At 41.5% G+C, this 26,364-nt stretch carries 23 protein-coding genes; 19 read left to right on the forward strand and 4 right to left on the reverse strand.

Annotated elements, in window-relative coordinates; translation table 11 throughout:
• Positions 1-325 precede the first annotated feature (325 nt).
• The 4 genes from BLO53_RS15480 to BLO53_RS15495 all read left to right on the forward strand — a co-directional run bounded on the left by BLO53_RS15480 (position 326) and on the right by BLO53_RS15495 (position 5,595).
• Complete coding sequence (locus BLO53_RS15480; protein ID WP_092063581.1) at positions 326-1,666, forward strand: glycosyltransferase family 39 protein; 1,341 nt, start codon at positions 326-328, stop codon at positions 1,664-1,666.
• 112 nt (positions 1,667-1,778) lie between these two features.
• Entirely contained in the window at positions 1,779-3,155 is a 1,377-nt protein-coding gene (locus tag BLO53_RS15485; RefSeq protein ID WP_092063585.1) for a sensor domain-containing diguanylate cyclase, read from the forward strand.
• A gap of 29 nt (positions 3,156-3,184) precedes the next feature.
• Positions 3,185-4,837: a sensor domain-containing phosphodiesterase gene (locus BLO53_RS15490; protein ID WP_092063589.1), complete on the forward strand. Its 1,653-nt coding sequence runs from the start codon at positions 3,185-3,187 to the stop codon at positions 4,835-4,837.
• A 20-nt stretch (positions 4,838-4,857) separates the two neighbouring features.
• Positions 4,858-5,595 (forward strand): hypothetical protein, encoded by a 738-nt coding sequence (locus tag BLO53_RS15495; RefSeq protein ID WP_092063592.1) that lies wholly within the window; start codon positions 4,858-4,860, stop codon positions 5,593-5,595.
• 94 nt (positions 5,596-5,689) lie between these two features.
• On the opposite strand, the gene BLO53_RS15500 is transcribed toward BLO53_RS15495, so the two are convergent.
• Positions 5,690-5,938, reverse strand: coding sequence for a hypothetical protein (locus tag BLO53_RS15500; RefSeq protein ID WP_092063595.1), 249 nt, complete (start codon positions 5,936-5,938; stop codon positions 5,690-5,692).
• 475 nt (positions 5,939-6,413) lie between these two features.
• On the opposite strand from BLO53_RS15500, the gene BLO53_RS15505 reads away from it, so the two are divergent.
• The gene (locus tag BLO53_RS15505) at positions 6,414-7,208 is read left to right on the forward strand and encodes a hypothetical protein (RefSeq protein WP_092063598.1); all 795 of its coding nucleotides are present in this window, start codon (positions 6,414-6,416) and stop codon (positions 7,206-7,208) included.
• A gap of 671 nt (positions 7,209-7,879) precedes the next feature.
• Here BLO53_RS15505 and BLO53_RS15515 read toward each other — a convergent pair.
• The gene (locus BLO53_RS15515; RefSeq protein ID WP_092063604.1) at positions 7,880-8,539 is read right to left on the reverse strand and encodes a YczE/YyaS/YitT family protein; all 660 of its coding nucleotides are present in this window, start codon (positions 8,537-8,539) and stop codon (positions 7,880-7,882) included.
• Positions 8,540-8,625: 86 nt separating this feature from the next.
• Complete coding sequence (locus BLO53_RS15520) at positions 8,626-8,823, reverse strand: hypothetical protein (protein WP_026488198.1); 198 nt, start codon at positions 8,821-8,823, stop codon at positions 8,626-8,628.
• Positions 8,824-9,002: 179 nt separating this feature from the next.
• Between BLO53_RS15520 and larB the strand changes: the two genes are divergently transcribed.
• The 6 genes from larB to pyrF all read left to right on the forward strand — a co-directional run bounded on the left by larB (position 9,003) and on the right by pyrF (position 16,994).
• Positions 9,003-9,791 (forward strand): nickel pincer cofactor biosynthesis protein LarB, encoded by a 789-nt coding sequence (gene larB, locus BLO53_RS15525; RefSeq protein ID WP_092063607.1) that lies wholly within the window; start codon positions 9,003-9,005, stop codon positions 9,789-9,791.
• Between the two features lie 240 nt (positions 9,792-10,031).
• Positions 10,032-10,610: an ABC transporter ATP-binding protein gene (locus BLO53_RS15530; protein WP_092063610.1), complete on the forward strand. Its 579-nt coding sequence runs from the start codon at positions 10,032-10,034 to the stop codon at positions 10,608-10,610.
• A gap of 49 nt (positions 10,611-10,659) precedes the next feature.
• Positions 10,660-12,132 carry a 4Fe-4S dicluster domain-containing protein gene (locus tag BLO53_RS15535; RefSeq protein WP_092063613.1) on the forward strand — a complete coding sequence of 491 codons (1,473 nt, stop codon included), beginning with the start codon at positions 10,660-10,662 and terminating at the stop codon, positions 12,130-12,132.
• 51 nt (positions 12,133-12,183) lie between these two features.
• Positions 12,184-15,246 (forward strand): hybrid sensor histidine kinase/response regulator, encoded by a 3,063-nt coding sequence (locus BLO53_RS15540; protein WP_176757315.1) that lies wholly within the window; start codon positions 12,184-12,186, stop codon positions 15,244-15,246.
• 29 nt (positions 15,247-15,275) lie between these two features.
• The gene (locus BLO53_RS15545; protein WP_092063619.1) at positions 15,276-16,046 is read left to right on the forward strand and encodes a response regulator; all 771 of its coding nucleotides are present in this window, start codon (positions 15,276-15,278) and stop codon (positions 16,044-16,046) included.
• A 27-nt stretch (positions 16,047-16,073) separates the two neighbouring features.
• Positions 16,074-16,994: an orotidine-5'-phosphate decarboxylase gene (gene pyrF, locus BLO53_RS15550; RefSeq protein ID WP_092063622.1), complete on the forward strand. Its 921-nt coding sequence runs from the start codon at positions 16,074-16,076 to the stop codon at positions 16,992-16,994.
• 98 nt (positions 16,995-17,092) lie between these two features.
• Here the strand turns inward: pyrF and BLO53_RS15555 are convergent, their stop codons facing one another.
• A complete protein-coding gene (locus BLO53_RS15555) occupies positions 17,093-18,757 on the reverse strand; it encodes a bifunctional metallophosphatase/5'-nucleotidase (RefSeq protein ID WP_092063625.1) in 1,665 nt (554 codons plus the stop codon).
• 237 nt (positions 18,758-18,994) lie between these two features.
• Between BLO53_RS15555 and pyrE the strand changes: the two genes are divergently transcribed.
• The 8 genes from pyrE to purD all read left to right on the forward strand — a co-directional run bounded on the left by pyrE (position 18,995) and on the right by purD (position 26,363).
• Positions 18,995-19,672: an orotate phosphoribosyltransferase gene (gene pyrE / locus BLO53_RS15560; RefSeq protein ID WP_092063628.1), complete on the forward strand. Its 678-nt coding sequence runs from the start codon at positions 18,995-18,997 to the stop codon at positions 19,670-19,672.
• A gap of 62 nt (positions 19,673-19,734) precedes the next feature.
• Positions 19,735-19,887, forward strand: a complete 153-nt coding sequence (locus BLO53_RS19310) for a hypothetical protein (protein ID WP_026488205.1) — start codon at positions 19,735-19,737, stop codon at positions 19,885-19,887.
• An 18-nt stretch (positions 19,888-19,905) separates the two neighbouring features.
• The gene (locus BLO53_RS15565; RefSeq protein ID WP_092063631.1) at positions 19,906-20,268 is read left to right on the forward strand and encodes a DUF6142 family protein; all 363 of its coding nucleotides are present in this window, start codon (positions 19,906-19,908) and stop codon (positions 20,266-20,268) included.
• A 65-nt stretch (positions 20,269-20,333) separates the two neighbouring features.
• Positions 20,334-22,436, forward strand: a complete 2,103-nt coding sequence (locus BLO53_RS15570; RefSeq protein WP_092063634.1) for an aminopeptidase — start codon at positions 20,334-20,336, stop codon at positions 22,434-22,436.
• Positions 22,437-22,585: 149 nt separating this feature from the next.
• Positions 22,586-23,086, forward strand: coding sequence for a 5-(carboxyamino)imidazole ribonucleotide mutase (purE, locus tag BLO53_RS15575; protein WP_026488208.1), 501 nt, complete (start codon positions 22,586-22,588; stop codon positions 23,084-23,086).
• Positions 23,087-23,196: 110 nt separating this feature from the next.
• Entirely contained in the window at positions 23,197-24,222 is a 1,026-nt protein-coding gene (purM, locus tag BLO53_RS15580; protein WP_092063695.1) for a phosphoribosylformylglycinamidine cyclo-ligase, read from the forward strand.
• 119 nt (positions 24,223-24,341) lie between these two features.
• Entirely contained in the window at positions 24,342-24,983 is a 642-nt protein-coding gene (gene purN / locus BLO53_RS15585) for a phosphoribosylglycinamide formyltransferase (protein ID WP_092063637.1), read from the forward strand.
• Positions 24,984-25,082: 99 nt separating this feature from the next.
• Positions 25,083-26,363 (forward strand): phosphoribosylamine--glycine ligase, encoded by a 1,281-nt coding sequence (gene purD / locus BLO53_RS15590; protein WP_092063640.1) that lies wholly within the window; start codon positions 25,083-25,085, stop codon positions 26,361-26,363.
• Position 26,364 lies beyond the last annotated feature (1 nt).

Raw genomic sequence — 26,364 nt, forward strand, 5'->3', positions numbered from 1 at the left:
TGGATGCTCTTTCTCTAACGGCGTACCTTTTAGGGCCGTCACGTCCACTGTCATCTACAATAGTATTCACTGGTCTGGGAACTGCACGGATATCTGCTGGAACTGGCATAAGAAAGCCTCCTTTTTATATAGTCCTATTATACCATAGTCGGACTATATAATCAAGTTTTCTTTGTCCCATTTTACAAAAATCTGATGTCAAAGTGCAGTAAAAATCAGGGAAAATGATGCGGTTTACCAAGGATTTTTGCCTTTGGTGCACTCATTTTCTGACAATTGAAGTAACAAACCGCGGATTTAGGGGCTTAACCTATAGTCCGACGATTTGGGAAAGTTTTATTTCAGCCTGATTTTTAATAAAAATGTATGGACTGATGAAGTTTTTACATTTGACCTTCTTAGATATGATCTGAAAGGAATAGTTGAGAAGACAGCTGAGGATGTCCATCCACCTCTATATTACTTCTACGCTAAGATATTCGAATTAATAAGTCCCCAGAATATACAGATACAAAAGATTGCGGCCATCTTACCTATGGCTGCAATTTTGGTGTACATGGGAGTAGTTATAAAGAAAGAATTTGGTGAGGCACATGCCTTTCTATCCATATTATTTCTTTCATGCCTTCCATGCACTATGGAATTTGCCGTACAGATAAGGATGTACTCTCTTGCCTTGTTTTTTGTGACACTGGCTGGAATTGAGGCATACAGAGCATATATCCATGAAGATATAAAACACTGGATATATATGGGAATAGGAGTGCTGGGAGCTGCGTATACGCATTATTTTGCATTTGTAAGCGTATGCTTTGCCATGTTCTTTTTGTTAGTGGCAATTCTTATCAGCAAGAAAAAGCTGGTAAAAAAATGGCTTATATGCTCCCTCGTATTGCTAATAGGATATACTCCCTGGCTTCCAAGCTTTGTAAAACAATATACCAGTGTAAGGGAGAACTATTGGATACCACCGATAACAGGTGAAGTACTAAAAAGCTATTTAACTTGGACGTTTGGGCTTGAACTGGTGAAAGGTGCAGAGATTGCATATCTGATCCTTCTGACAATCGTGTTTGTTTGGGCATGTATGGGAATTAAGAAAAAAGGAATCAGATTTGCGATATTATGTATGCTTGTTCCTACAGCGACAACTGTTTCCGGAGTTTTGATCTCTCTTACAAAATCGCCTATTTACCGTGATCAGTATGTCTTACCGGCCTTGGGCCTGCTTGCAACATACGTCGGAATTGTATGTGCTGATAAACTGAAGAGTAAAGCAAAATATCTAGTTATTTTGTTTGTGCTGTTTATGCTTTTTAGCGGTGCTGTTCAGTACAAGGAATGCTTCAGACAGGAATACAAGAGCTCATATACCGACAAGACTATGGAGTTTTTTGAGGATAATCTCGGTGAGAATGATTATGTTATATACAATTATAGAGCTATGGGATTTGTGTATAAGTTTTATTTCCCGGAAGACAGGCTGATATATGTTGAAGACTTCGATCTATCAAGCGATTATGACAATGCATGGTTCTTATATACTTTAAACAATTGGCCGGTTACGGAAAATGATTGTATTAACTATAATCTGGGGATGGAATATCTCGGAGTCTATGGAATAGAGCATAATGATTTTGATCTGTATAGGATTTACCATAATTAAGCTTTGACTTGATATTCCCTTGTCGGCTTTCTAACTTAAAGTGTGATATAATAACTATATATGGCTCAAAAATTGTCATTTAGTTGTTTGCGTAAGCGTGTCAGAGGGTAAAATGTCAAAGAAAAAAAGCATATCTTTTAGTTTAATTACTTTTGTCATCACACTTATTATCACAACTGCCATTGCGGCTTTCTATCTGATCAGTACGTCCAATTCACGCAAGGAAAGGGCGTCTTTTATAGCGGACTCTATTGCGGACAGGATAGAAGCTGAAATTAACAACAGAGAATATATAACAAGAGTTTACGAAATCCAGATACAAGGAAGTAATGGAGAAATTACTGAGACCGAATTTAATACGATCTCAGAAGCTCTCTTCGATGATTATCTGGATATTGTGGATATCTCTCTTGCCAAGGACGGAATTGTAAGCAATGTTTTCCCAAGAGAATCAAGTCTTGATGTGGGAACTAATTTTTTTAATGATTCCAGATTTGGTGTCTATGCAGATTACAGTAAGATGAGCCAGGTGGCTGTTATCATAGCTCCTGCGACTTTGAATGATGGAAAAGAAAGTATTATCATCACCAGACCTGTCTTTTTAAGAGATGGTTCTTTCTGGGGATTTGCTACTGTTACTGTAGATCAGTCTCTTTTTATGTCAGATGTTAATCTCAAGGGCCTTGCAGAAGAAGGCTATGACTTTAAACTTGTGGGGAATAATACCATAACAGGCGAGAATAGGGTAATTGTAGAGCGTTCTGACAAAAATTTGGCTGCTCCTGTAGGCTCCATGATCAGTACCGTGGGCGGCGACTTTTGGACATTGGATATTGCCCCTATAAATTCCTGGATGAAGATTTACGAGGTTGTTATCGTCCTTCTGATTGCCCTTATTATCAGCGCTTTGTCAGCTCTTTTCATGTATGCTTATATGAACATGAAGGCCAATGCCAAGGAACTTGAGGTTTTATCCTACAGAGATGCCCTTACAAATCTTTATAACCCAAGAAGCTACCATGAGCATATGGAGGAACTGTCCAAGAAAAAGCTTCCTTACGGCATTATCTATATGGATCTTAATGATTTCAAGAAGGTCAACGATACCTACGGACATGAGACTGGAGATGGGCTCCTTAATATTACAGCCAAGAGACTCCAGAACAGCATAAGAGAGAAGGATAGAGCCTTCAGAATAGGCGGAGATGAGTTTGTAGTTGTTATTCACGGAACTCATGACAAGAAATTCTACGAGGGTGTGATTGCCCGTATGAGGCAGAATGTGGCTAGAGATGTGGTAATCGGAGATATCACTTTAAAGGTGTCCATCAGTGCAGGCTATGCAAGATGTCCTGAGGATGGCTCCAAGCTTGAGGATGTTGTTAAAAAGGCAGATGATGCCATGTACTATAACAAGAGGCTGTTAAAGGCAAGACGCGCGCAGGAGAGCGGGACGGGAAGCGTCACAGCCAAAGACATAATGGAATGATTTTGGGGGAATGACAAAAGAGGAGAGCTATGGCTGGAGGATCATACGATACTATTAACAGGATTTTTGACACCTTTGCGGTAACTTCCAGAAGCCGGTATGTGTTCGTTTATGACATGGAAAAGAATATTTCCAGATGGTCATTAAATGCTGTGGATTATTTTGGTCTTACTGGGGAGTATGTTTACAATGCGTCGACAGTGTGGGATAACCGCATCCATCCTGACGACAGGGAAAATTACAATGAATACCTGACGGCTGTATATGCCGGAAAAAAGGTTAACCCTAATATAGAGTACAGAGCCAAGAATAAGAATGGGGAGTACGTGGTGTGCTCCTGCAGAGGGGTTGTGATAAAAGACTATGCGGGTAAGCCGGTGTTTTATGCCTGCTCAATAATCAACAAGGGAATTGTGGATAACAACGACCCCATAACTCTTTTACCAAACCACTATGAGATGCTTAATCACATGAGGCAACTAAAGCTTCAGAAAAAGATATATGCCATCCTCATGATCACCTTCATAGATTTTGGTGATATCAACAGGCGTTATGGATATTCGATAGGTAACAATATATTAAGAGCTACTGCCAAAAAGCTCATAGCAGAATGTGCTGACAGAGGCAAGGTGTATAGAGGTGAAGGAACCACTCTGGCTGTTATCACGGACACCATGGACATAGATGAGATAAAAAAATTCTATGGGGTCATGAGAGCCTTTACGAGAGAGGCGCTTGCTATAAACGGCAAGAAGGTGGGAGCTGAGATTGGAGGCGGAGTTATTCTGGCCGCTGACTTTGAGGTAGACGAACATTCAATTTACACAAGTGCCAAGTATGCTCTTGAATTTTCAAAGACTCAAAGGCATGGAAACCTTATCATTTTCCACAATGATGAGCTTGATAACAAAAAGAGCAACATTGATCTTGTGGACGCAGTTAGAAACAGTGTTATTAACGGCATGGACGGTTTTTATCTGGAGTATCAGCCTATTGTTTCCTCTGTCGACGGCAGACTTGTGGGGATGGAAGTGTTTGTCAGATGGCAAAAAGAGCCATTTGGTGCGGTATCTCCCTCGGAGTTTGTGCCATGGCTTGAACAGGACCAGGTCTTTTACAATCTGGGAAACTGGATCCTTGAAAATGCCTTAAAAGACTGCCTTGAGATCAGAATGAATAAAAAAGATTTCTATTTGTGCGTTAATCTGGCCTTTATGCAACTTGAAAGGTCTGAGTTTAGAACGACGCTCATTGACATATTAAGGAAGACAGGGTACCCTGCTACAGGACTTTGTCTAGAATTAACTCAGAGTAGCAGACAGCTTAGCATGGAACATTTAAAGAGCCAGGTTGAGTTCCTTAAATCCTGTGGAGTCAGGATAGGACTTGATGTTACAGATTTTGCTTCACTTGATTATGTCAGGCACCTTCCTATAGATCTTGTGAACATTGTACCTGCGCTTACTGATGGTATAGACAAGAATATGACCAATAAATATGTTATTGAGACTATTACCTCATTTACGCATAGATTGCATATCAGAACCTGCTTTACAGGAATTGAGGACGAGGAAACGGCTCAAATAGCCAGACAGTATCCCGTTTCTGACCTTATGGGGTACTTCTACGGAAGGCCTTGCAGAATTGATGATTTCAAAAAGCTAGAGCTCTACCGTAAATAATTTTTGAAATTGGAGAAATAATGAGCAAAACCTTCAAGTACATCCAATATGATGACGCACTTAAGACCTTTAAAGAGTTTAGGGACACTATACTCTCTGAGAGGCCTGTTGTTATTGCGCGCCAGGGAGACTATTCTCTTTTGATGGAGAAGGCTGTGGATGGCAATATGGGACTTAAGATTCTCAATGATGCGAAGAAGTCTGTTGTAAGTGAGAGAACCTATGAGGTAGAGAATACTACAGATGACCTTGTTTCTAGAGGCGTAAGACATGCCTGCCAGAAGATGGCTGAACTTAGTGATGAGGATGTTAACAGTAAGAGATTTCAGATATGGAAGTGGTATCTCCTTGACTGGCAAAAGAACCATGAAGGTCAGAGTAGGGAGATGATGAATAAAGAGCTTGAATGGGACGAGGAGAGGATCAAGACAGAAACTGACCTTATGGACATGGAGAAGTTTCTTCACGGTGAATATCTCAATCTTGGAAATACCCTGATGCTGATAGATAAGTTCCTGACTGATCAGGCTCACAAGGAACTGTTTAGGAAATTCGCAGTAGCTGACATCATGGAGATGACTAGTGAAGATACCAAGGAGAAATCTCTTGAGGAAGCTGAGAGGAGAAGTCAGGAAGAAGAACTCAAGCTTCACACCTATCAGTTTACTGTAAGCGTTGAGGCCACTGACAAGGACCATGCCAGACAGGCTCTTCTTCGTTATCTTGCTGGTGATGACAGGATCAGCGTGCAGAAGTAATAGAGCCTCTGTTTAGCAATATTTTGTAAAAAAGCTCATGGATTCAGTGAAATCCATGAGCTTTTATCATCAATATTCAGTTGTAAAACTAGATTTATGCTCTGACCTTAACGAAAGCAACGGCCTTCTTGGTCTCAGTGTGCTCCTTCTTGCGAACGATGTTGTCCGTGTACACCTGGTACTCTGATTCGTAACCTTCGTCCTGCATGCTGCCGGCTCCTAACATGTCAAGAGCCTTGAACTTGCCATATGATAGGTTCTGCTCCTTTGCCTTGATTACGTCTGACATGATTTCGATGCAGCCCTGGCTCATGCCTCTTTTTGCCTTAGCGGAACTTCTCATTATTCTGTTTCCTCCATCTCATAAGAAATTATTAAATGAAACGACTAATAAAGATTAGTAATGGCCCCTCAACCGTTAATCTTTAGAACAAAATTTCATTTAATGCGTTTATTATATAACAACGATAGAAAAAGTAAACATACTTTGCCTTGATAAATCATTAAAATTTTATGAAAATTTATTTCAGCATAGTAAATATCAATATTCCGTAAATTGTTGTTCCCAAAAGCGGCATGAAAACTGCTCTATATATAATTTCGTTAATATAGTAAATATTTGCAACATTTCTATTATTTTATTGTATTCTTTTTAGATGGTTCCAAAAGCAAAAGATTGTGCAAAATGTGATGGATACTGTATTTGTGGTTGCATTTATCTTTTTGTTTTGGTAATCTAGCTTTTGTCGTTTTATTTTTGGGGTCATGGCTTTGTCACCAAAAAATAGAACAATATGTTTATGAAAAAGGAGAATATTATGAAGAAGAAAATCATTGTTGCTCTTATGGCAATGACAATCGCATTTTCAGCTGTAGCATGTACTTCCGCTAACACTGCAGATGCAACAACACAGGAGGCTTCTGTAGAAGCTACTGTAGAGGCTACAACAGAGGAGACTACAGAGAGCGCTGATGCAGCAAGCTCAGAGGATTCAGTTGAGGCTCAGGCTGATGAGGTAGTAGAGGACGCAGAGGCACTTGAGGCTGACCTTGAAGAAAACGCAATTCCAGCACTTGGTAAGGTAGACGGAACTAACTACACAAACGAGTACTTTGGACTTCAGATCGCTCTTGAGGACGGATATCAGTTCGCTGATGAAGAGATGCTTTCAACAGTTTACGGATATGCTACAGATGTTCTTTCAGAGACAGATAACAAGGCTGTTGCCAAGGCACTTGAGAGCGGAGATGCTCAGATCGTTGCTCTTGGTTACAACGAAACTGGTAACACTGTAAATGTAACTGTTCAGCAGAATGTAATGCTTGCTAATGCTTTCTTTGATGAGAAGGCAGTTATTACAATGAGCATGCCATCAGTTATTCAGGCGCTTGAGGGTCAGGGAATTGAAAATGTAAAGACTGAGATCACAGAGGAAGAAATCGCAGGAGAAAACCACACAGTTCTCAAGGTCACAGGTGAGGTTCAGGGCTTAGGCTATTTCTGCAAGATGGTTAACATCCAGAAGGGCAATTACATGATGGCTATCGGAACAACAAGCTTTATCGACGACCAGACAGATGCCATGTTCTCAATGCTTACACCAATCCAGTAATACTGGTTAGATAAATACCGCTCCGAGCCGCTTATTAAGCGGGAAGCGATATTCATGGAAGTTTTTTTCGTCTGTGCATAGGAGGAATTATTCATGAGGCTCCTGACAGTACATAAGAATTCTGCTTCGGTTCAACATGTTCGAGCGCCAAGGGGCAGCTTTTTACTCACGCCAGTTCCCGTAGTGCTCGTCACTGACAAATGCAGATTTTCTTAGATGTTTCCGCAGTTTTTCTTTCAATGCGCATGCTGCAGCGTAAACTTGCAGGACGGAAAAGAACATTACAATAGAAAATGCCATAGCCCGCAATGCGGGCGTATACAAGAAATGCGACATCAATCCTCTCAAGCGAGCTTGAAGAAGTTGATGTCGTATTTCTTTATGGCGCGATGCGCCAAATGGCATTTTCTTATTAAGATAACTAGCCCCGTCCTGCTTCAGACAACGCTTCGCACGCGCGGGAAAAACTGCTGTGGAAACATTAGAAAATTGCATTTGCCATCTAAGACTCGCATAGGAAACTGGACGCTTCGCAAGCGCTGCCCTGGGGCGAGTTCTGAACCGTAGAATTCTTATGCATCTGTCAGGAACCCATGAATATCCGAACTGGAGCCGACGAAAAAAACTTTCTGAATGAGTGCCACGCTTATTAAGCGGGGCGGAGCGGAGGCTTACAGGTGGAATACGTGTTTGTTGAGGAATTTGCCTACAAGGGTTATTACTGGGCCGAGGAAGAGGGCCATGAGTATCATGCCAATGTTGGGAATGCCACCGAAGATTATTCCGATTATGATTGCAGTAAAATCAAAGGCAATCCTTATAACTGCAAAGGGAACCTTCTTTAAGACCCTTTCTGAAATGATCTGTGGGATGGCATCGTAGGGTGCTACGCCCATGTTGGCGTTTATGTACAGAGAAACAGCAAAGATGAACATTGCCAGTGCTATTCCAAAGACAATAGCTCTTGAAGGAAATTCTTTGAATACATGTTCAGGAATAGTTTTTCCCCAGACCATACAGAAGAAGTCTGCGATGTATCCGATAAATACCATATTTGCAATGGTTCCAAAACCAATAAGCTTTCTTCCAAAGAGAATCACCAGGATGAAAAGACAGCTGTTTAAAAGAAGCTGCCAGTTTCCAAAGCTTAAGCCAAGGAATCGTGATAAGGTAAGGTTCATAAAGGTGCAGGGGTCAGTTCCAAGGTTCACCTCTATCAGAAATGACAGGAAAAAGCCCATAAGAAAAACGCCGATGTTCATGATGATAAGGCGTTTAACAAAATCTTTTTGTGAAAAATAGTCTTTAAAAAATTTCTTTATGCTGTTCATGTGAGTTCACTTTCTAGTTTCATTCTCTTGTTTTAATTTCTTTTATCCACTCTTTAACCACAAAGAGAATATATATGCAGATTGTCTTATTCCACAATGTGTAGAGCCCAGTACTGATTCTTGAAATTGATAAGTACTGGCGCGTTTATAAAGGCCTCATCTCCTATGTAGCAGCGGTCAGCTTCCTTGTCGAAGGTATATTTGCGGCCTTCTGCATCGTGTTCGTTTATGTACTCAAGTGCCTGATCCAGGGTTTCATCCCCTTTGCATAGATGTATATTCATAGTTATCTCCATTTGTTATAAAAACACTTAATTCTTTTATGTGCGCAACTCCGCCTATTTATAGAATTTTCAGATATATCCCAAGGGGAATTGGCTGGATTTATGATAAAATGATATTAAGTATGATTATGCATAAGACCAAATAACATTATACACATTTTTTACATTTTGAGGATGGCATGGAAGAAAAAGATATAGAAAAGTTACTACAGTCCGTCAGGGATGGAAATACAACAATACAGGATGCGGTTTTAGAACTTAAGAAGGCTCCCTTTGAGGATATGGGCTTTGCAAGACCAGATATCCACAGAGGATTAAGGCAGGGCACATCTGAAGTTATTTTTGGACAGGGTAAGACTCCTGAGCAGATTCTTAAGATTTCCGAGAAGCTTATTGATAATGGGCAAAAGAGTGTTTTGATAACCAGAATGTATCCTGAGGCAGCGGACTTCTTTTTAGCTAATAAAGCAGATGATCTTGAGTTTAGCTATGACAAGCTCTCAAGGATTGGAATAGCCGGGCAGCAGATAGAGCCAGGAACTGGAATTGGCAAGATAGTTGTTGCAACTGGTGGAACCAGCGATATTCCTGTGGCAGAAGAGGCTGCCAAAACAGCAGAAATACTGGGGAATAAGGTTGTAAGGCTCTATGATGTGGGGGTTTCAGGAATCCACAGACTTCTTGACAATAAGGCCATGGATGAGATCATGAGTGCCAATGCTATCATCGCCATTGCCGGAATGGAAGGGGCTCTTGCCAGCGTAGTTGGAGGTCTTGCGGACTGTCCTGTCATTGCAGTGCCTACAAGTGTGGGATATGGGGCAGCCTTTGGCGGATTGGCAGCTCTTTTGTCTATGCTTAATTCCTGTGCAAGTGGCGTGAGCGTGGTAAACATCGACAACGGATTTGGAGCGGGATACCTTGCAAACATGATAAACAAGGGATTTAGCCAGCACTTAGTGGATTGAAATCTCAGTACAGATAGACTAACGGGAGGAGAAATTATATATGAAAGAGTTATTGGAACTTGCGAGGGTTTACCGCATGCCAACTGGGAATATAATCAGATATATTTATATTCCAATGGCTTTTGAGAAGATCAGGAATATGTTCAGGTCTTAAATCCTGTGCATGAAGCAAAATGATACTTCTTGATCACGTGAATTACTTATTACAGGACATAATTTTGAAGAGGCAGGAAAAGAGTTTTGATAATCGAAATTAAAGATGTTTCCAAGAACTATGGGGAGAAGAAGGTTCTTGAGAACTTTAGCTTGAACATAGAAGATGAGCATTCCTATGTAATAACTGGGCCTGAGGGCAGCGGTAAGACGACTCTCATGCGTCTTATACTAAAACTTGAGCAGCCAGATGGCGGAAAGGTAGGTCTTTTAGGAGATTACAAGTATCCTTTCATAAATGCAGGAGTTGTTTTTCAGGAGGATAGACTGGTTGAAAGCCTTGATGCTGTCACCAATATAGCTATGGTCAGCAAGAAAATATTCAGGCAGACGGTGGCTGAGGAGCTTTCGCTGTTCCTTCCAGAGGACAGGTTATTTGTTCCAGCAAGAAATCTATATAAACAAGAACGCAGAATTGTAGCCATAATACGAGCTCTGGCCATACCAAGTGACGTTCTTATCATGGATGAGCCCTTTGAGGGAATAGAGAGGGATATGAAGCTAAGGCTCATTCCCCATATCAGGGACAAACAGGGCAAGGGGTCACTAACTATTTTTACAAGAGAGACCAAAGATCTTGATTTTGCCAGGATCATAACCTTATAAAGCAAAAGAGTAACTAAAATACCGAAGTCAAACGATATAGGGGGTATATATGGTAAACAACGACGAAAGTATTGTTAGCTTTAAACATAAGATAATGGAAGAGGTCTGTCGCCTTGAGTGGGAGGGACATAACGACCAGGAACACATAGAGCAGCTTGTTCTTAAGACAATCCCAGGTCCCAAGCCTGAGTACAGGTGCTGCATTTACAAGGAAAGAGAGATTGTAAGGCAGAGGATCAATCTGGCCATGGCCAAGAATCCTACCTACAATCCTGATTCAACCAATATTGTGCAGGTAATAGATCCGGCCTGTGATGAATGTCCAATCTCAGCTTATTCTGTTACTGATAACTGCAGATTCTGCATGGGTAAGGCTTGCCTTAATTCCTGCGAATTTGGCGCTATTACACCCGGTGATACCCATATGCACATTGATCCTGCCAAGTGCAAGGAATGTGGAAAGTGCGCTGCAGCCTGTCCATATACGGCAATCGTGCATCTCGAGAGACCTTGCAAAAAGGCTTGTCCGGTAGGTGCCATAACCTATGACCAGTACGGCTATTGCAAGATTGATGAAGATAAATGCATACAGTGTGGACATTGCATACACAGCTGCCCATTTGGAGCTATTGGTAGCAAGACCTTCCTGGTAGACATTATCAAAGAAATCAAAGCTGGCAAGGAAGTAATCGCCATGTGTGCACCTGCAACTGAGGGGCAGTTTGGAGAAGACATTTCTATGGCATCCATAAGAGAAGGCCTTAAAAAGCTCGGGTTTGCAGACATGATAGAAGTAGGACTTGGCGGAGATATGACCGCTGCCTACGAGGCTTTGGAGTGGGCTGAGGCTTACAATGAAGGCAAGAAGATGACAACTTCCTGCTGTCCTGCATTCATTGGAATGCTTAAAAAGCACTTCCCTGAGCAGTATGAGAACAACATGTCTTCAACTATTTCACCTATGTGTGCTATATCAAGGTATCTAAAGCTTACAAGACCAGGCTGTGTTACTGTTTTTGTAGGACCTTGCATAGCTAAAAAGGCCGAGGCTCAGGATAAATCGGTAAAAGACAATGCGGATTTCGTAGTGACCTACGGAGAACTAAGGGCTCTCATGAGATCTAAGGATGTGAAGTTTGAGCCTGTTCCAGACAATTACCAGGAATCTTCAATCTTTGGAAAGCGATTCGCTGGAAGCGGCGGTGTAGCCAAGGCAGTTATTGAGTGCATGCAGGAGAGGGGAATTGATACTGAGAACATCAAGCTCCTTGCGGCGCATGGAGGCCTTGAATGTAAGAAAGCCCTTACACTTCTTAAGTTTGGTAAGCTTCCAGAAGATTTTATAGAAGGAATGGTTTGCCCTGGAGGATGTGTCGGCGGACCTTCCAAACACAGGAGTATCAATGAGATCACCAAAGCCAGAGAACAGCTCTTGTCTAAGGCTGATGATAGAAAAATACTAGAAAATCTTGAAAACTATCCGATGGATAAGTTTTCTATGCATAGAGATGGTCACATGTAACTAAGTGTTGCAGGAATGCATTTTTTCTTGTCTTCTTATGAGGCACAATTAATGAACAATAAGAAAAAGTTTGGACATTTTGCATTTTTAGGAGCCTATGACGAGCCGCAGAGAATAGCTGTAAATACAGCTATCGTATCACTTACGGCAATTGCATCGATAATGTATAACTGGGGGATTGGCAGAATCCCCCATGAAGGCAACATGGTTGCCGGTCTTGTTTATGTACTTAAGTACATCCCTATCATCCTGTCAGCTGCCTTTGGTGGGGCAGTGCCAGGAATGATGGCTGTGCTTATAATCTTTTTTCATAGATCTTTTTCCTATAGCAGTTTCTCATATCTTACATTTATATATCTTGTAGTAGTCATTGTGACTGATGCTCTGGCCAGGAAGAAAGTTTTCCAAAAATGGTATACCACAGTTATGACTGCTGTTATTCTGCAGTTTTTGACAGGAGTATTCTGGAGTACGGTGCTCTGGCTGTTAGCAGGGAAAGGTTTTGATGCTATAAATCCCAAACTGATAACCTTCTGTTTTCTAAATGAGCTCCCGGGATGCTTTACATCCTGCTTTATAGCGCATTTTTACTATAAATATGCGCCTTCCAGCAATAAGAGACTTTTAAATAATGGCAAATATTATATACCAGAGGATCAGCTTACAGAAGACGAAAAATATGAACTTAACAGAAAGTCTAAGATTGAGCGAGTAATACTTAGGATAGTAGTGTTTGAAGCTATTGTCCTTGGTGTTTCAGCGGAAATAGCATCAAACACTTTAGTACCTACCATGAAGTATGCTGTAGATTCTGGAATGCAGATTCCTCCTGCGATAGAGGATTTTAGTCATGTTACAAATGCAGGAATCCTGGAGAGCAAGGTCAGCGTTAAGCTTGCAATAGAAGGTCAGCAGTCCATGGAAATGGAAAAGAAATACTCTGTGGATGTTGGCTTTAGAAACGCGCAGTTTAGTCTAAAGCTTGCCATGCTTATTTCTATTATTGTCATTCCACTGTCGGTATTTGTAAACCGCTATGCTCAACGGCGAATAGCGACGCCAATAAGGGATTTGTCCAAGGCAGTGTCTGATATTTATAATTCAGAAGATGATGACATAAATGCAAAAGTGGCAGAAGTACATGCCCTTGAAATAAATACCAATGATGAAATAGAAGATCTGTATCATGCCGTGGATCTGACCTTTTACAGGCTCATGGAATACATAGCCCTTGTTAAGACAAGGCAGAACATAGAGGATCAGCTTGAAATTGAGAAATCTGCTAATGAGGCTAAGTCAAGGTTCCTTTCAAATATTTCTCACGAGATCAGAACCCCTATAAATGCGGTTCTTGGCTTTGATGAGATGATCCTTAGAGAGAGTAAGGATGAATCAATCCTCGAATATGCAAGAGATATTCAGGGCTCCGGCAAAACTCTTTTGGCTCTGATAAATGATGTGCTTGATTTCTCCAAGATTGAAGCGGGCAAGATGGAGATCATTCCTGTTGAATATGAGCTTAGGTCGGTGATAAATGATCTTGTAAACATGGCATCTATGAGGGCTAAGGAAAAGAATCTTCAGCTCATCGTTAATGTGAATGACAATATTCCGCATGTCCTGTATGGAGATGAGGTCAGGATCAAGCAGTGTATACTTAACATCCTTACCAATGCTATTAAGTACACTGAAAAGGGAAGCGTTACCCTTGATGTTGACTACGAGAAAGTGCCTCATGATGAGAATAACTACGATGAGATTGACCTTGAAGATGATTATATTCTTTTGAAGATCAAGGTAACAGATACCGGCATTGGCATAAAAGAAGAGGATATGGACAAACTCTCAGAGGCCTTTGAGAGAATAGATGAAAAGAGAAACAGGACTATTGAGGGTACTGGCCTTGGAATCAATATTGTTAACAGCCTGCTTGGCATGATGGAAAGTAAGCTTCACGCTCAGAGTGAATATGGAAAGGGAAGCGTTTTCTCTTTTGACCTTAAGCAAAGAGTTGTGGATCCAGAGCCTATCGGCAATTTCAGCGACAGCTACAGAGATGCCATAAGAGATGCGGAGACCTACCATGAGAGTTTCCATGCTCCCAAAGCCAAGATTCTGGTGGTTGATGATACCAAGACTAATCTTACAGTGATAGAAGGCCTCCTTAAGAAGACCAAGATCCAGATAGATACTGCTATCAGCGGTTTTGATGCTATAGATATGGTAAAAGAAAATAAGTACGATATTATTTTCCTGGATCACAGAATGCCTGAAATGGATGGAATCCAGACTTTCCATGCCATGAAGGAGATGAGTGATAATGCAAGCATAGATACTCCTGTAATAGCTCTTACTGCCAATGCTATTTCAGGCTCCAGAGAAATGTACTATCAGGAAGGCTTTGATAACTACATGTCCAAGCCTGTGGATCCTAGTAAGTTAGAGGAGATGATCCTCATGTATCTGCCACAGGACAAGGTTATTAAACCTGGGGATAAGGACTTTGTCTCTGATGCTGATGATATAAATGAGACGGAAAAAGAGGCTATGCAGGAGCTTCTAAAGATAAATGGTGTTGACCTTGAGATGGCTGTTGAAAGATGCGGCTCTGCTGATGCGGCTAGAAATGTAATGAAGGATTTTAGAATGGCCATAAATGAGAGGGCAGGCCTTATTGAACGCTATGAAAAAGAGGGAGACATAAAGAATTACACTATATATGTTCATGGACTTAAGAGCTCAGCCAGGGCAATTGGTGCTGTGGACCTTGGAGACAAGGCAGAATACCTGGAAAAATGCGGCAATGATAACATGGTTGATGAGATCCATGATCTTACGCCGCAGCTTTTGGACCTGTATAGAAGTTATTTATCTAAGCTTGAAATTCTGGCAATGGAAGATGATTCGGGAAAAGAGGAAATTGACCCCGAAGAACTTGAAGGAGCCTATAGTTCAATGAAGGAATTTATCTCCGGATCATTTTTTGACAGCGCAGATGATATTATGAAAATGCTTGATGAATACAGGATCCCTGATCAGTATAAAGAAAAACATGCCGAGATCAAAAGGCTTCTTGCGGCTGTTGACAGAGATGGTCTTTTGAATGTACTTTAATAATAGCGCCATTATCAAAGGGGAAAACTATGGATAAGCGAGTATTACTGATAGGTAATCAGAAAAGCTTTATGATCACAGCTATAGCAAAGGGTCTTGAGAAGGAAGACTACCAGGTTGAGTGTGTGTCTCCCAGATCAGATCTTATAAAAGCAATAGAGAATCGTCCGTCTATTTATCTTTTATATCTTGGTGATATAACGATAGACGATGCTGATGTGCTCAAGTATCTCAATGAAGCTATCGATTCAGAGAGATTTCTTTTGTACCTTATTGGTAACAACGAGGAACTGAGCCTTGGTATTACCTATATTGCCAAAGAGAAGATTCAGGAGACTTATCTTAGACCGCTGGATGTTAAGATGCTGGCTGAGCAGCTGGATACTGTTGTTGATTATAGTGCGGTGGATGAGAACCTCAAAAAGAAGATTCTTATAATCGACGATGACGGAGCCATGCTCAGAATGATGAAGACCTGGCTTTCTGTCAAGTACAGAGTATATATGGCTAGTTCTGGCAAGATAGCGCTTTCGTTTCTTGCACAGAACACGGTTGATCTGATCCTTTTGGACTATGAGATGCCAGTAATGAGTGGCCCTGATGTGCTAAAAGAGATCAGGAATAATCAGGATCTTAAGCATTTACCCGTTATTTTCCTTACAGCCAAGGACGACAAGGAAAGTGTTATGAAGGTAGTTTCTCTTAAGCCTGAGAAGTACCTTTTAAAATCCATGTCCAAGGAAAAGCTAACTGGCGCGATAGATGATTTCTTCGTCGCAAGAGCAGGCAGAAATAAGTAGTAATACGTACAGGGAAGGGAAAAGTTTATGATATCCAAATTGGTAGACAAGATTGTTGACACTGGGGCACCTATTGTTGTGGGACTTGATCCCAAGCTTTCATTTATTCCTGACAGGATTTTAAATAAGAGCTTTGGTGAAAAAGGGGAGAATCTTGAAGGCGCAGCTGATGCCTTCTGGGAATTTAATAAAGAGATCATCGATAATATTTATGATATCGTTCCTGCTGTTAAGCCACAGATTGCTATGTATGAGGAACTTGGAATTCCAGGCCTTATCACATTTAAGAAGACTGTAGACTATGCCAGAGAAAAGGGACTTTACGTAATTGGAGATATAAAAAGAGGCGACATTGGCTCAACCTCTGAGTCCTATGCGGTAGGACATCTTGGCGGAGTAGAGATTGGAGGCAAGGTATTTAGAGGCTTTGAGGAAGATTTTGCCACAGTAAATCCATATCTTGGATCTGACGGAGTTAAGCCTTTTATTTCAGTTTGTAACAAAGAGGACAAGGGAATTTTTGTACTTGTTAAGACATCTAATCCATCAAGTGGAGAGTTTCAGGACAGACTAATAGATGGCAGACCACTTTACGAGCATGTAGGTGAGCAGGTTGAGAAATGGGGCCTTGAATCAATGGATGGTTCCTATAGTAATGTTGGTGCTGTTGTTGGCGCAACTTATCCTGAAATGGGCAAGATTTTAAGAGACATCATGCCACATGCATACATCCTGGTTCCTGGCTATGGAGCTCAGGGAGGCAAGGGCAAAGACCTTGTGAACTTCTTTAACAAGGACGGCCTTGGAGCAATCGTTAATTCTTCCCGCGGAATAATTGCAGCATGGAAGAGCGATAACTACAAGGAATTTGCTGACGGTAAGGTCGGTGAGGCTGCAAGGGCAGCAGCGCTTGATATGAAAAAAGATATTGCAGATGCGCTGAAGTAAAGATGCATTATAGCAGATAAATACTGATAAGAATAAATAAGACAATAAATAAGCCGGGATATTCACATTGATAGCGAATATTCCGGCCTTTCGATTACTTACTTGATAATTGTGATGTTTCCGTTTGTTGAGCCATAGGCTTCAGATGTGATCCTGCCGCCAAGTGTCTCTTTTACGTAATCCATAACAGCTTCATCAAGAGGAATACCTGTGTCGAACTGAGCACTTGCATTCTTGAATACGAAGTAAGTATCGCCACCAGCTGCGCAGAAGTTGTTAGTTACAACTGCATAGGTTGCAGTCTTGTCGAATGGCTGTCCGTTGATGGAATCAATAGAAACACGGTTTATAGAAGCTGGTTTGTAATAGGTTGAACCAGGATAAGCAGGACCCTGAGCAAAGGACTTTGTTGTGTTTACTGTGAATTTGATTCCTGATACCTGTGGGAAACCGCCGATTGCCTTAGGTGTGCAATAGGTTGAAGCTTCAAGAGCCTCAAGGAGTTCTTCACCAGTTACGTAAACAACAGCTACTGTGTTGCCAAAAGGAAGAACAGTATTAACATCCTTCATGGATACAGCACCTGCGTCAATTGAAGCTCTGATACCACCGCCGTTTGTGATGCTGATAACGTGGTCTTTGTCTACTGTAAGAGCACCAGGAGCTCTAAGTACGCTCCAGAGCATAGCATCTGTGATAAGATCACCAAGGTTTGTTTCCTCAGTTCTGTTTCCGGGATCACGATCACCATTGAGCTTAATGTCTGAGTTTGCAAATACAGCACCATAAGTATTGTCAACTTCTTTGAACATCTTGTTTGACTTGGCTGCTGTAGTTACTTCTTCCTGAAGACCTTCAAGATTTATAAGGTATCTGTCTTCGATCTTCTTGGTAGCGTTATCAATAAATACAAGACCGATTGTCTCAACCTTGGTACCAGTTGACTGAACAGGCTCGTTCTTGGGGCCCATAGTCATAACTGTGTGTGAATGGCCATCAAGCATAAGATCGATGCCCTTTGTCTTAGCGTATACATCAATACTTCTGTGTCCATCTGGTGCAGACTCATCATCTACTCCAAGGTGTGCAAGGCAGATAACGATATCTGCGCCCTGAGCTTTAAGGGTGTCTGCCTGAGCCTGAGCACATTTTGCAAGGTCATCCTTTTTAAGGAATGTAAGACCCTGGATAAGACCTGGATTTACCTTTGTAAGAGTCTCAGGAGTTTCCATTCCAAAGAAACCAATTTTGACACCTGACTTGGTTGTGTACATGTAGTTTGGATTGAAAACAGGATTGCCTGATGCATCAAGAATATCTGCACAGACTACCTTGAACTTGGCTGTAGAGAGATTAGAAACAAGCTTGTAATAGCCGAAGTCAAATTCGTGGTTACCAAGAGTTACAATATCGTAACCTGCTGCGTTCATCATAGTTACAGCATTGAGACCCTTGCTGGTACTAACATAAGGTGTTCCCTGGCTAAAGTCACCTGCGTCTGCAAGGATGACCTCAGCGCCTCTCTTTTGGAGATTCTGCTTAACAGATGCAATATAGGCATATTTGCTGATAGCACCATGGATATCATTGGTATGCATGATAACTGTCTTGCCTGTAAGATCTGCAGGCACATCATAAATGGTCTTGATTGTAGCAGAAACGCCTGCGGCCTTAACCATAGAGCCTGGAACGTTCAGCGTAAGAACCATCATCAGTGCCATGAGTAGTGAAACTACTCCTTTCAAAAACTTTTTCCTCTTCATACACTGCCTCCTATAAAATATTGTTTTACCTATAAAAAAATAGGCTATCCCACATGCTTAATTATATCCCAAAGGGACAGATAATTCATTAGATTTGTAAGCGTTTTAATAGTTTCATATTCAAATTGTATATGTCACTATGAGGTGTTATAATATGCGCATGTTGTAAATATTATGACAGGACAATTATGAGATATTAGCAATTCATTTAGTTCATTTTACAAAGGAGTCAGGGGTATGGAGAGGTACAAGGAAGAGTTTATCGAGTTTATGGTGGACAGCAATGTCCTTAAGTTTGGAGAATTCACACTCAAGAGTGGCAGAAAGTCTCCATTTTTTATGAACGCAGGAGCTTATGTGACAGGTTCACAGCTGCGTAAGCTTGGCGAATACTACGCAAGAGCAATCCATGATACATTTGGCCTTGAGTTCGATGTTTTATTTGGACCAGCATATAAGGGAATTCCCCTTTCAGTAATAACATGCGCTGCTATCAGCGAACTCTACGGAAGAGAGATCAGATACTGCTCTAACAGAAAAGAGATCAAGGACCACGGCGACAAGGGAATCCTTCTTGGAACAAAGCTTCGCGATGGAGACAGAGTTCTTATCATCGAGGATGTAACTACATCAGGTAAATCTATCGAGGAGACAGTGCCAATCATTCAGGAGCAGGCTGATTGCGATATCGTTGGCCTTATGGTTTCTCTTAACAGACAGGAGAAGGGCCTTGATTCAGATATGAGCGCCCTTGATGAGATCAAAGAGAAATACGGCTTCAGCGCAGCTTCTATCGTTACAATGGAAGATGTAGTTGAGCACCTCTACAACAGACCTATCGATGGAGAAGTTGTTATCAACAAAGAAATCAAGAAGGCAATCGACGAGTACTACGCAGAGTACGGAGCAAAATAAGAATGCAACGGCATTCATGCAGGTATTTTCTTTTAAAAATATAAATGAATGGAGTAAGAAATATGGACGAGCATACATATAAAGTATTAGGTGCAACAGGCGGTCTTAACATAGCATTTGGAGTAATCTCAATCGTAGCAGGCATCGCTACAGGAGTCCTCCTCATCATAAGTGGTGGCAAACTCCTCTCAGCAAGGAAAAAAGTAATCATCTAAGCATGGTAAATTTTTTTTATGTCAAAAAAGAAGTCTAAATTCAAACTTCACATTAAGCGTCTTGAACCTGTCAGAGACAGATTCATGTTTACAGATAACAGACACCCGGAGAAGGGCATTTTAAGTGCCGTCTTGGGGTGTATTTCTGTAACTACATATATACTGGCTGTGGTTTTTACATATAACAATGGAGGCCAGGCCCTTATGCAATATGCAGCAGCAGCTTTTGTTGCGGCTATTTTTTCTGTCGCAGGTCTGGTGCTTGGTATTATGTCCAGATTTGAGAAGGATATATTCAAACTCTTTCCTAATATAGGAATTATCTTGAATTCACTGGCAGTAATATTTGTAGTATTTCTGATCGTGCTGAACTTCCTGTAATTTTATTTTCGATAAAAACAAAACAACAATGTAACATAGTAACAAATAGATAAGGAAAATAATTGATGAGTAACAACGAAGAACTAATTTATGAATTTGAAACTGGAAATGAAGTTCTTGCAGAGAGATATGCTCTTTCTGTAGAGAGACTTGCAAGTATGGAGGATGAGCACTTTTCAAATGAGAAGTATGACAAGTACTTCCATTTTGTAAAAGACTTCCTTCTCATGGTAGATGAGAACTATAGATTCATAAAAGATGGATCTTTTGACAAGGCTACATTAGAAGAACTTAAGGATAGAAATAAAAAGCTTTACGAAGATATCCTTCCTGAGAACTATAAAAAGAGCTATGCAAATCCAAGCTTTGCAGTAGCTGAATTCGGTGAGGAGTTTGGAAAACTCCTGGCAGCTCTTTACTATGAGCTTAGAGGCCTTATAACAGCAGCTTACAAGGAGAATATCTTTAATCTTGCTGTGGCTACAGAACTCTTTTTAGAAGTATACGGAGTCTTTGCTTCTGCTGATCAGAACAAGGCGCTTCCTAAGTATGATGAAGTTCGTAAGATCTTGTACTGGTATGGAAGTGACTACGCTGAGGAATTCAGGCAGCATAATTTTGCAGAAATGGTGGATTCTGACAGGAATTTTGTAAGTGAGATAGTTCTTTCTGCTGACCTTACAGATATTAGATATCTGTACAGATTTGGTGAGTATATTACTGACAATGAGATTAAGACCGCAGAACACCTTAATTCTCTTTCACAGGAAGATATCGACAAGCTTGCAACAACCTATACAGAAGGCTATCGCATTGGCTTTGCCATGACTGGCAAGGATATATCTATCAAGAAGACAGCAGGACTTCACTACAATCTTGGATTTGAGAGAATGGTTAAAAAAGCTATCTCAAACCTTGAAGAGATTGGACTTAAGTCTACAATCGTGCTTGAGCCTGACAATATTTTCAAGATGACAAGTTCAACTGGAAGATCTGGCATGTATGGAGCAAATCCTAACAAGCAGCTTGAGTATGATCATAAGGAAGATGTAGCTCTTTTCCTTGATAATAATTTCGTGACAAGAAAGCTTGAGGCAGCCAAGGCAGCAGGTGAGATGTACAAGGATAAGGCTCGTCTCTTTGGCGGACCAGCAGTAATAGAAGTGTTTGGAGAGATTCCATTTTCTCCTGAGGCTAACGCAGATGCGGTACATCTGTCCAAGGCTCAGCAGAAGATGCTCAGCGAATACAGAGTGCAGAACAGCCTTATTATGAATAACTACATCATCATGAAGGAGAGAAGCTTTACTATCATTGCATTCCCGGTTCCTGACATTGGTGATAACTTCAAGGCAATCTTTGACGAAACAGTTAAGATAAACACACTTGATTACAAGCTCTATCAGACTATCCAGCAGAAGATCATCGACTGCCTGGATCAGGGCCAGTACGTAATCGTTAAGGGAATGGGTGACAACCATACCGATATGAAGGTTATGCTCCATGAACTTAAGGATAGCTCCAAGGAAACTAACTTTGAGAACTGCGTTGCAGATGTTAATATCCCTGTGGGTGAAGTATTCACATCACCAGTTCTTGCTGGAACTGAAGGCACACTTCATGTTACAGGTGTTTATCTTGATGGCCTTTTCTACAAGAATCTTGAGCTTAAGTTTGAAAACGGCTGCATTACAGAATACGGTTGTACTAACTTTGATGACCAGCAAGAGGGCAAGAAGTATATCAGCGACAATATCCTCTACAACCACAAGACTCTTCCTATTGGCGAGTTTGCTATTGGAACAAATACTACAGCATATGTGGTTGCAAGAAAGTACAACATTGCAGACAAGCTTCCTATCCTTATTGCAGAAAAGACAGGCCCTCACTTTGCAGTGGGTGATACCTGCTATTCCTATGAAGAGGATACTATGACCTACAATCCAGATGGTAAGGCAATCATAGCTAGGGATAACGAGATTTCCATAAAGAGAAAGACAGAGCCAGATAAGGCTTACTTTAGTTGCCACACTGACATTACAATTCCTTACGATGAACTTGGAGAGATTACTGTTGTGTCTAAGGATGGAAGCACAGCTACTATCATAAGAGATGGCCGATTTGTACTTCCTGGAACAGAAGAACTGAATAAACCAATGGATGAATGATCCATAACATTAGGCGGTAAGTGACTTTGGAAACTTACCGCCTGTTTCAGTTAAAAAAATAAGAAAATGATATAGAACTATATTTTGCTGTATGGTATGATACAAAAGATTTAGTTCTACAAGATAAAATGATATTTTGGAGGAGCAATATGGCACAAGTTGGAATTGTGATGGGGAGTGATTCAGATATGCCTGTTATGGCCAAGGCGGCAGGCATTCTTGATGAACTGGGCATTTCTTACGAGATGAGGATTATTTCTGCCCATAGAGAACCGGATGAATTTTTTGAGTACGCAAGGACCGCAGAAGATAAAGGCTTCAAGGTCATCATTGCAGGAGCAGGAATGGCTGCTCATCTGCCAGGAATGTGCGCCGCAATTTTCCCTATGCCAGTTATTGGCATTCCTATGCACACCACCTCTCTTGGTGGACGAGATTCCCTTTACAGTATAGTTCAGATGCCTACAGGTATTCCTGTGGCAACAGTAGCAATAAATGGCGGAGCCAACGCAGGTATCCTGGCAGCCAAGATTTTGGCAACAAGTGATGCAGCATTATTGCAGAAGTTAAAAGAGTATACCAAGTCCCTGAAGGACACTGTTGTAGAAAAAGATAAGCATCTTCAGGAAGTTGGTTATAAGAATTATTGATTGTTTGTGATTTGCGATAATAACATAGTTATGTAGCAATTCACTTATCAGCATATCATTAGGTTCATCATAAAAATTTATATATAAAGAAATGAGGAGTAATTATGGCACTGGATTACAAGAAGGCAGGCGTTGACATTGAGGCAGGCTACAAGTCTGTTGAGCTTATGAAGGAGTACGTTAAGGGTACCATGAGGCCAGAGGTTTTGGGCGGACTTGGCGGATTCTCCGGAGCTTTTTCTCTTAGCAAGATAAAGGAAATGGAAGATCCGGTTCTTTTATCTGGTACAGATGGAGTTGGAACCAAGATTAAGCTGGCGTTCCTTCTTGACAAGCATGACACTATCGGAATTGATGCAGTTGCAATGTGTGTTAACGATGTTGCCTGTGCTGGTGGCGAACCATTATTTTTCCTTGATTATATTGCCTGTGGCAAAAATATTCCTGAGAAGATTGCAGCAATCGTTAAGGGAGTTGCGGAGGGCTGCAAGCAGTCTGATGCAGCACTTATCGGTGGAGAAACTGCTGAGCACCCAGGACTTATGCCTGAGGATGAGTATGATGTAGCCGGATTTGCAGTAGGCGTAGTTGATCGTAAGGATATGATCGATGGCAGCAACATCAAGGACGGAGACGTCCTTATCGGCGTTGCATCAACAGGCGTCCACAGTAATGGATTTTCTCTTGTTCGTAAGGTCTTTGATATGACTAAAGAGAGCCTTGAGACATACTATGATGAGCTTGGCACAACGCTGGGAGAAGCTCTTTTAACACCTACAAGAATCTATGTAAAGATGATGAAATCCATCAAGAATTCCGGAGTTAAGGTTAAAGGCTGCAGCCATATCACTGGCGGTGGTTTCTATGAGAATATTCCCAGAATGCTTCCTGACGGAATCAAGGCTGTTGTTGAGAAAAACAGCTATGACATTCCTCCAATCTTTACTCTTATGCAAAAGAAGGGACAGATTGAGGAGCATATGATGTACAACACCTACAACATGGGACTTGGTATGGTTCTTGCTGTTGATCCAGCTGATGTTGACAAGACTCTTGAGGCTATCAAGGCTTCTGGCGACAAGGCATGGGTTGTTGGTAAGTGCGCCGCAGGAGAAAAGGGCGTAGAATTATTATAAAAAACAGCCCGAATCACTTGCTGATGAGGGCGTGAGAATATGATTCAGATGTGAGCATGCACTTTGACGAAGTCAAATTGGAATGTGCATGCGAATACATTTATGAGGGTACCGAATAAATGAAAATTGCAGTACTTGTGTCCGGAGGCGGCACTAACTTACAGGCAATAATTGATGGGATTGATCAGGGCAAGATAACAAATACTGAAATATGCCTGGTTTACAGTAATAACCCCAAGGCCTATGCCATAGAAAGAGCAAGGAAGGCAGGAATACCTACAGCTGTAAAAAGCCCTAAGGAGTTTGCAAATAGAGAAGAGTTCAATGAAGCTCTTTTGCAGATTCTTAAGGATGCTTCTCCTGACCTTGTAGTACTGGCGGGATGTCTTGTGGTGATCCCTGATATTGTAGTCAGGGAGTTTTCTAACAGGATCATCAATATTCATCCATCACTTATTCCGTCATTTTGCGGGACAGGTTTTTATGGGCTCAAGGTCCATGAAAAGGCTTTAGAGAGAGGCGTTCGTGTTTCCGGCGCTACAGTTCATTTTGTGGATGAAGGAACAGATACAGGCCCAATTATCTTACAGAAACCTGTGATGATACAGCCAGGGGATACTCCTGAGGTTCTTCAGAAGAGGATAATGGAGCAGGCTGAGTGGAAGATACTTCCTATGGCCATTGACCTTATTGCCAACGACAGAGTGAGCGTCGAAGGTGGAAAGGTAATGATAAAGGGGTATGAATCACTGGAATTATGATTGATTCCATGCGTGATGAATAGTCATATAGACAGATTGAATATAGTGAAGTGATAAATTTTGACATTACAATATAGAAAGTGCAGAAGGGAAGAGCGTATGAAGGTTTTGATAGTTGGCGGAGGCGGCCGTGAGCATGCAATTGCTGAGGCTGTATCCAGAAGTAAGCAGGTAGATAAGATTTATTGTGCTCCAGGAAACGGCGGAATTGCTGAGCTTTGCGAGTGTGTTCCTATCACACCAATGGAATTTGACAAGCTTGTCTCTTTTGCCAAGGAAAAAGAGATAGATCTGACAATAATTGGCATGGATGATCCACTTGTAGGCGGCATCGTTGATGCCTTTGAGGCAGCAGGGCTTAGAGTTTTCGGACCACGCAAGAATGCAGCTATTCTTGAAGGTAGTAAGGCTTTTTCCAAGGATCTTATGAAAAAATATGGCATTCCTACGGCTGCTTATGAGACTTTTGATGATCCTGCCAAGGCTCTTGAATACCTTGAAACAGCCAAGTTCCCTATAGTGCTAAAGGCTGACGGACTTGCTCTTGGTAAGGGCGTTCTAATCTGCCAGAATCTTGAGGAGGCCAAGGCTGGCGTTCGCGAGATCATGGAGGATAAGAAGTTTGGTGATGCTGGTAATCACATGGTTATCGAAGAATTCATGACAGGCAGAGAGGTTTCTGTTTTATCTTTTGTAGATGGTAAGACCTACAGGCTTATGTCATCAGCCCAGGACCACAAGAGAGCAGGAGATGGGGACACTGGACTTAATACTGGTGGCATGGGTAATTTTTCACCAAGTCCTTTCTACACAGAGGAAGTTGATAAATTCTGCAGAGAGCATATCTATGGCAAGACTGTAGAGGCTATGGCTGCAGAGGGTAGAGAGTTTAAGGGAGTTATTTTCTTTGGACTTATGCTGACTCCTGACGGACCTAAGGTTTTGGAGTATAATGCAAGATTTGGAGACCCTGAAGCTCAGGTAGTGCTTCCTAGACTCAAAACTGATATAATTGATGTGATGAATGCATGCATTGATGGCAGACTTGATAGCATCAATATTGAATTTGAGGACAAGGCAGCGGTTTGCGTTGTTCTCGCAAGTGATGGTTATCCTGTAAGCTATGAGAAGGGCAAGCTCATCACTGGCCTTGAGAACTTCAAGGGCAAGGACGGTTACTATTGCTTCCATGCAGGCACTAAGAGCACACCGGAAGGCATAGTGACAAATGGCGGACGAGTTCTTGGTATCACTGCCAAGGGCGATACGCTGGCCGAGGCCAGAGCCAAGGCATACGAAGCGACTGAGTGGGTCAGCTTCGAGAATAAGTACATGCGTCATGATATAGGAAAGGCTATCGATGACGCGAAGGAGGTATGAA

The sequence above is a fragment of the Butyrivibrio sp. INlla14 genome, from assembly GCF_900102515.1.
Taxonomy (GTDB): domain Bacteria; phylum Bacillota; class Clostridia; order Lachnospirales; family Lachnospiraceae; genus Butyrivibrio.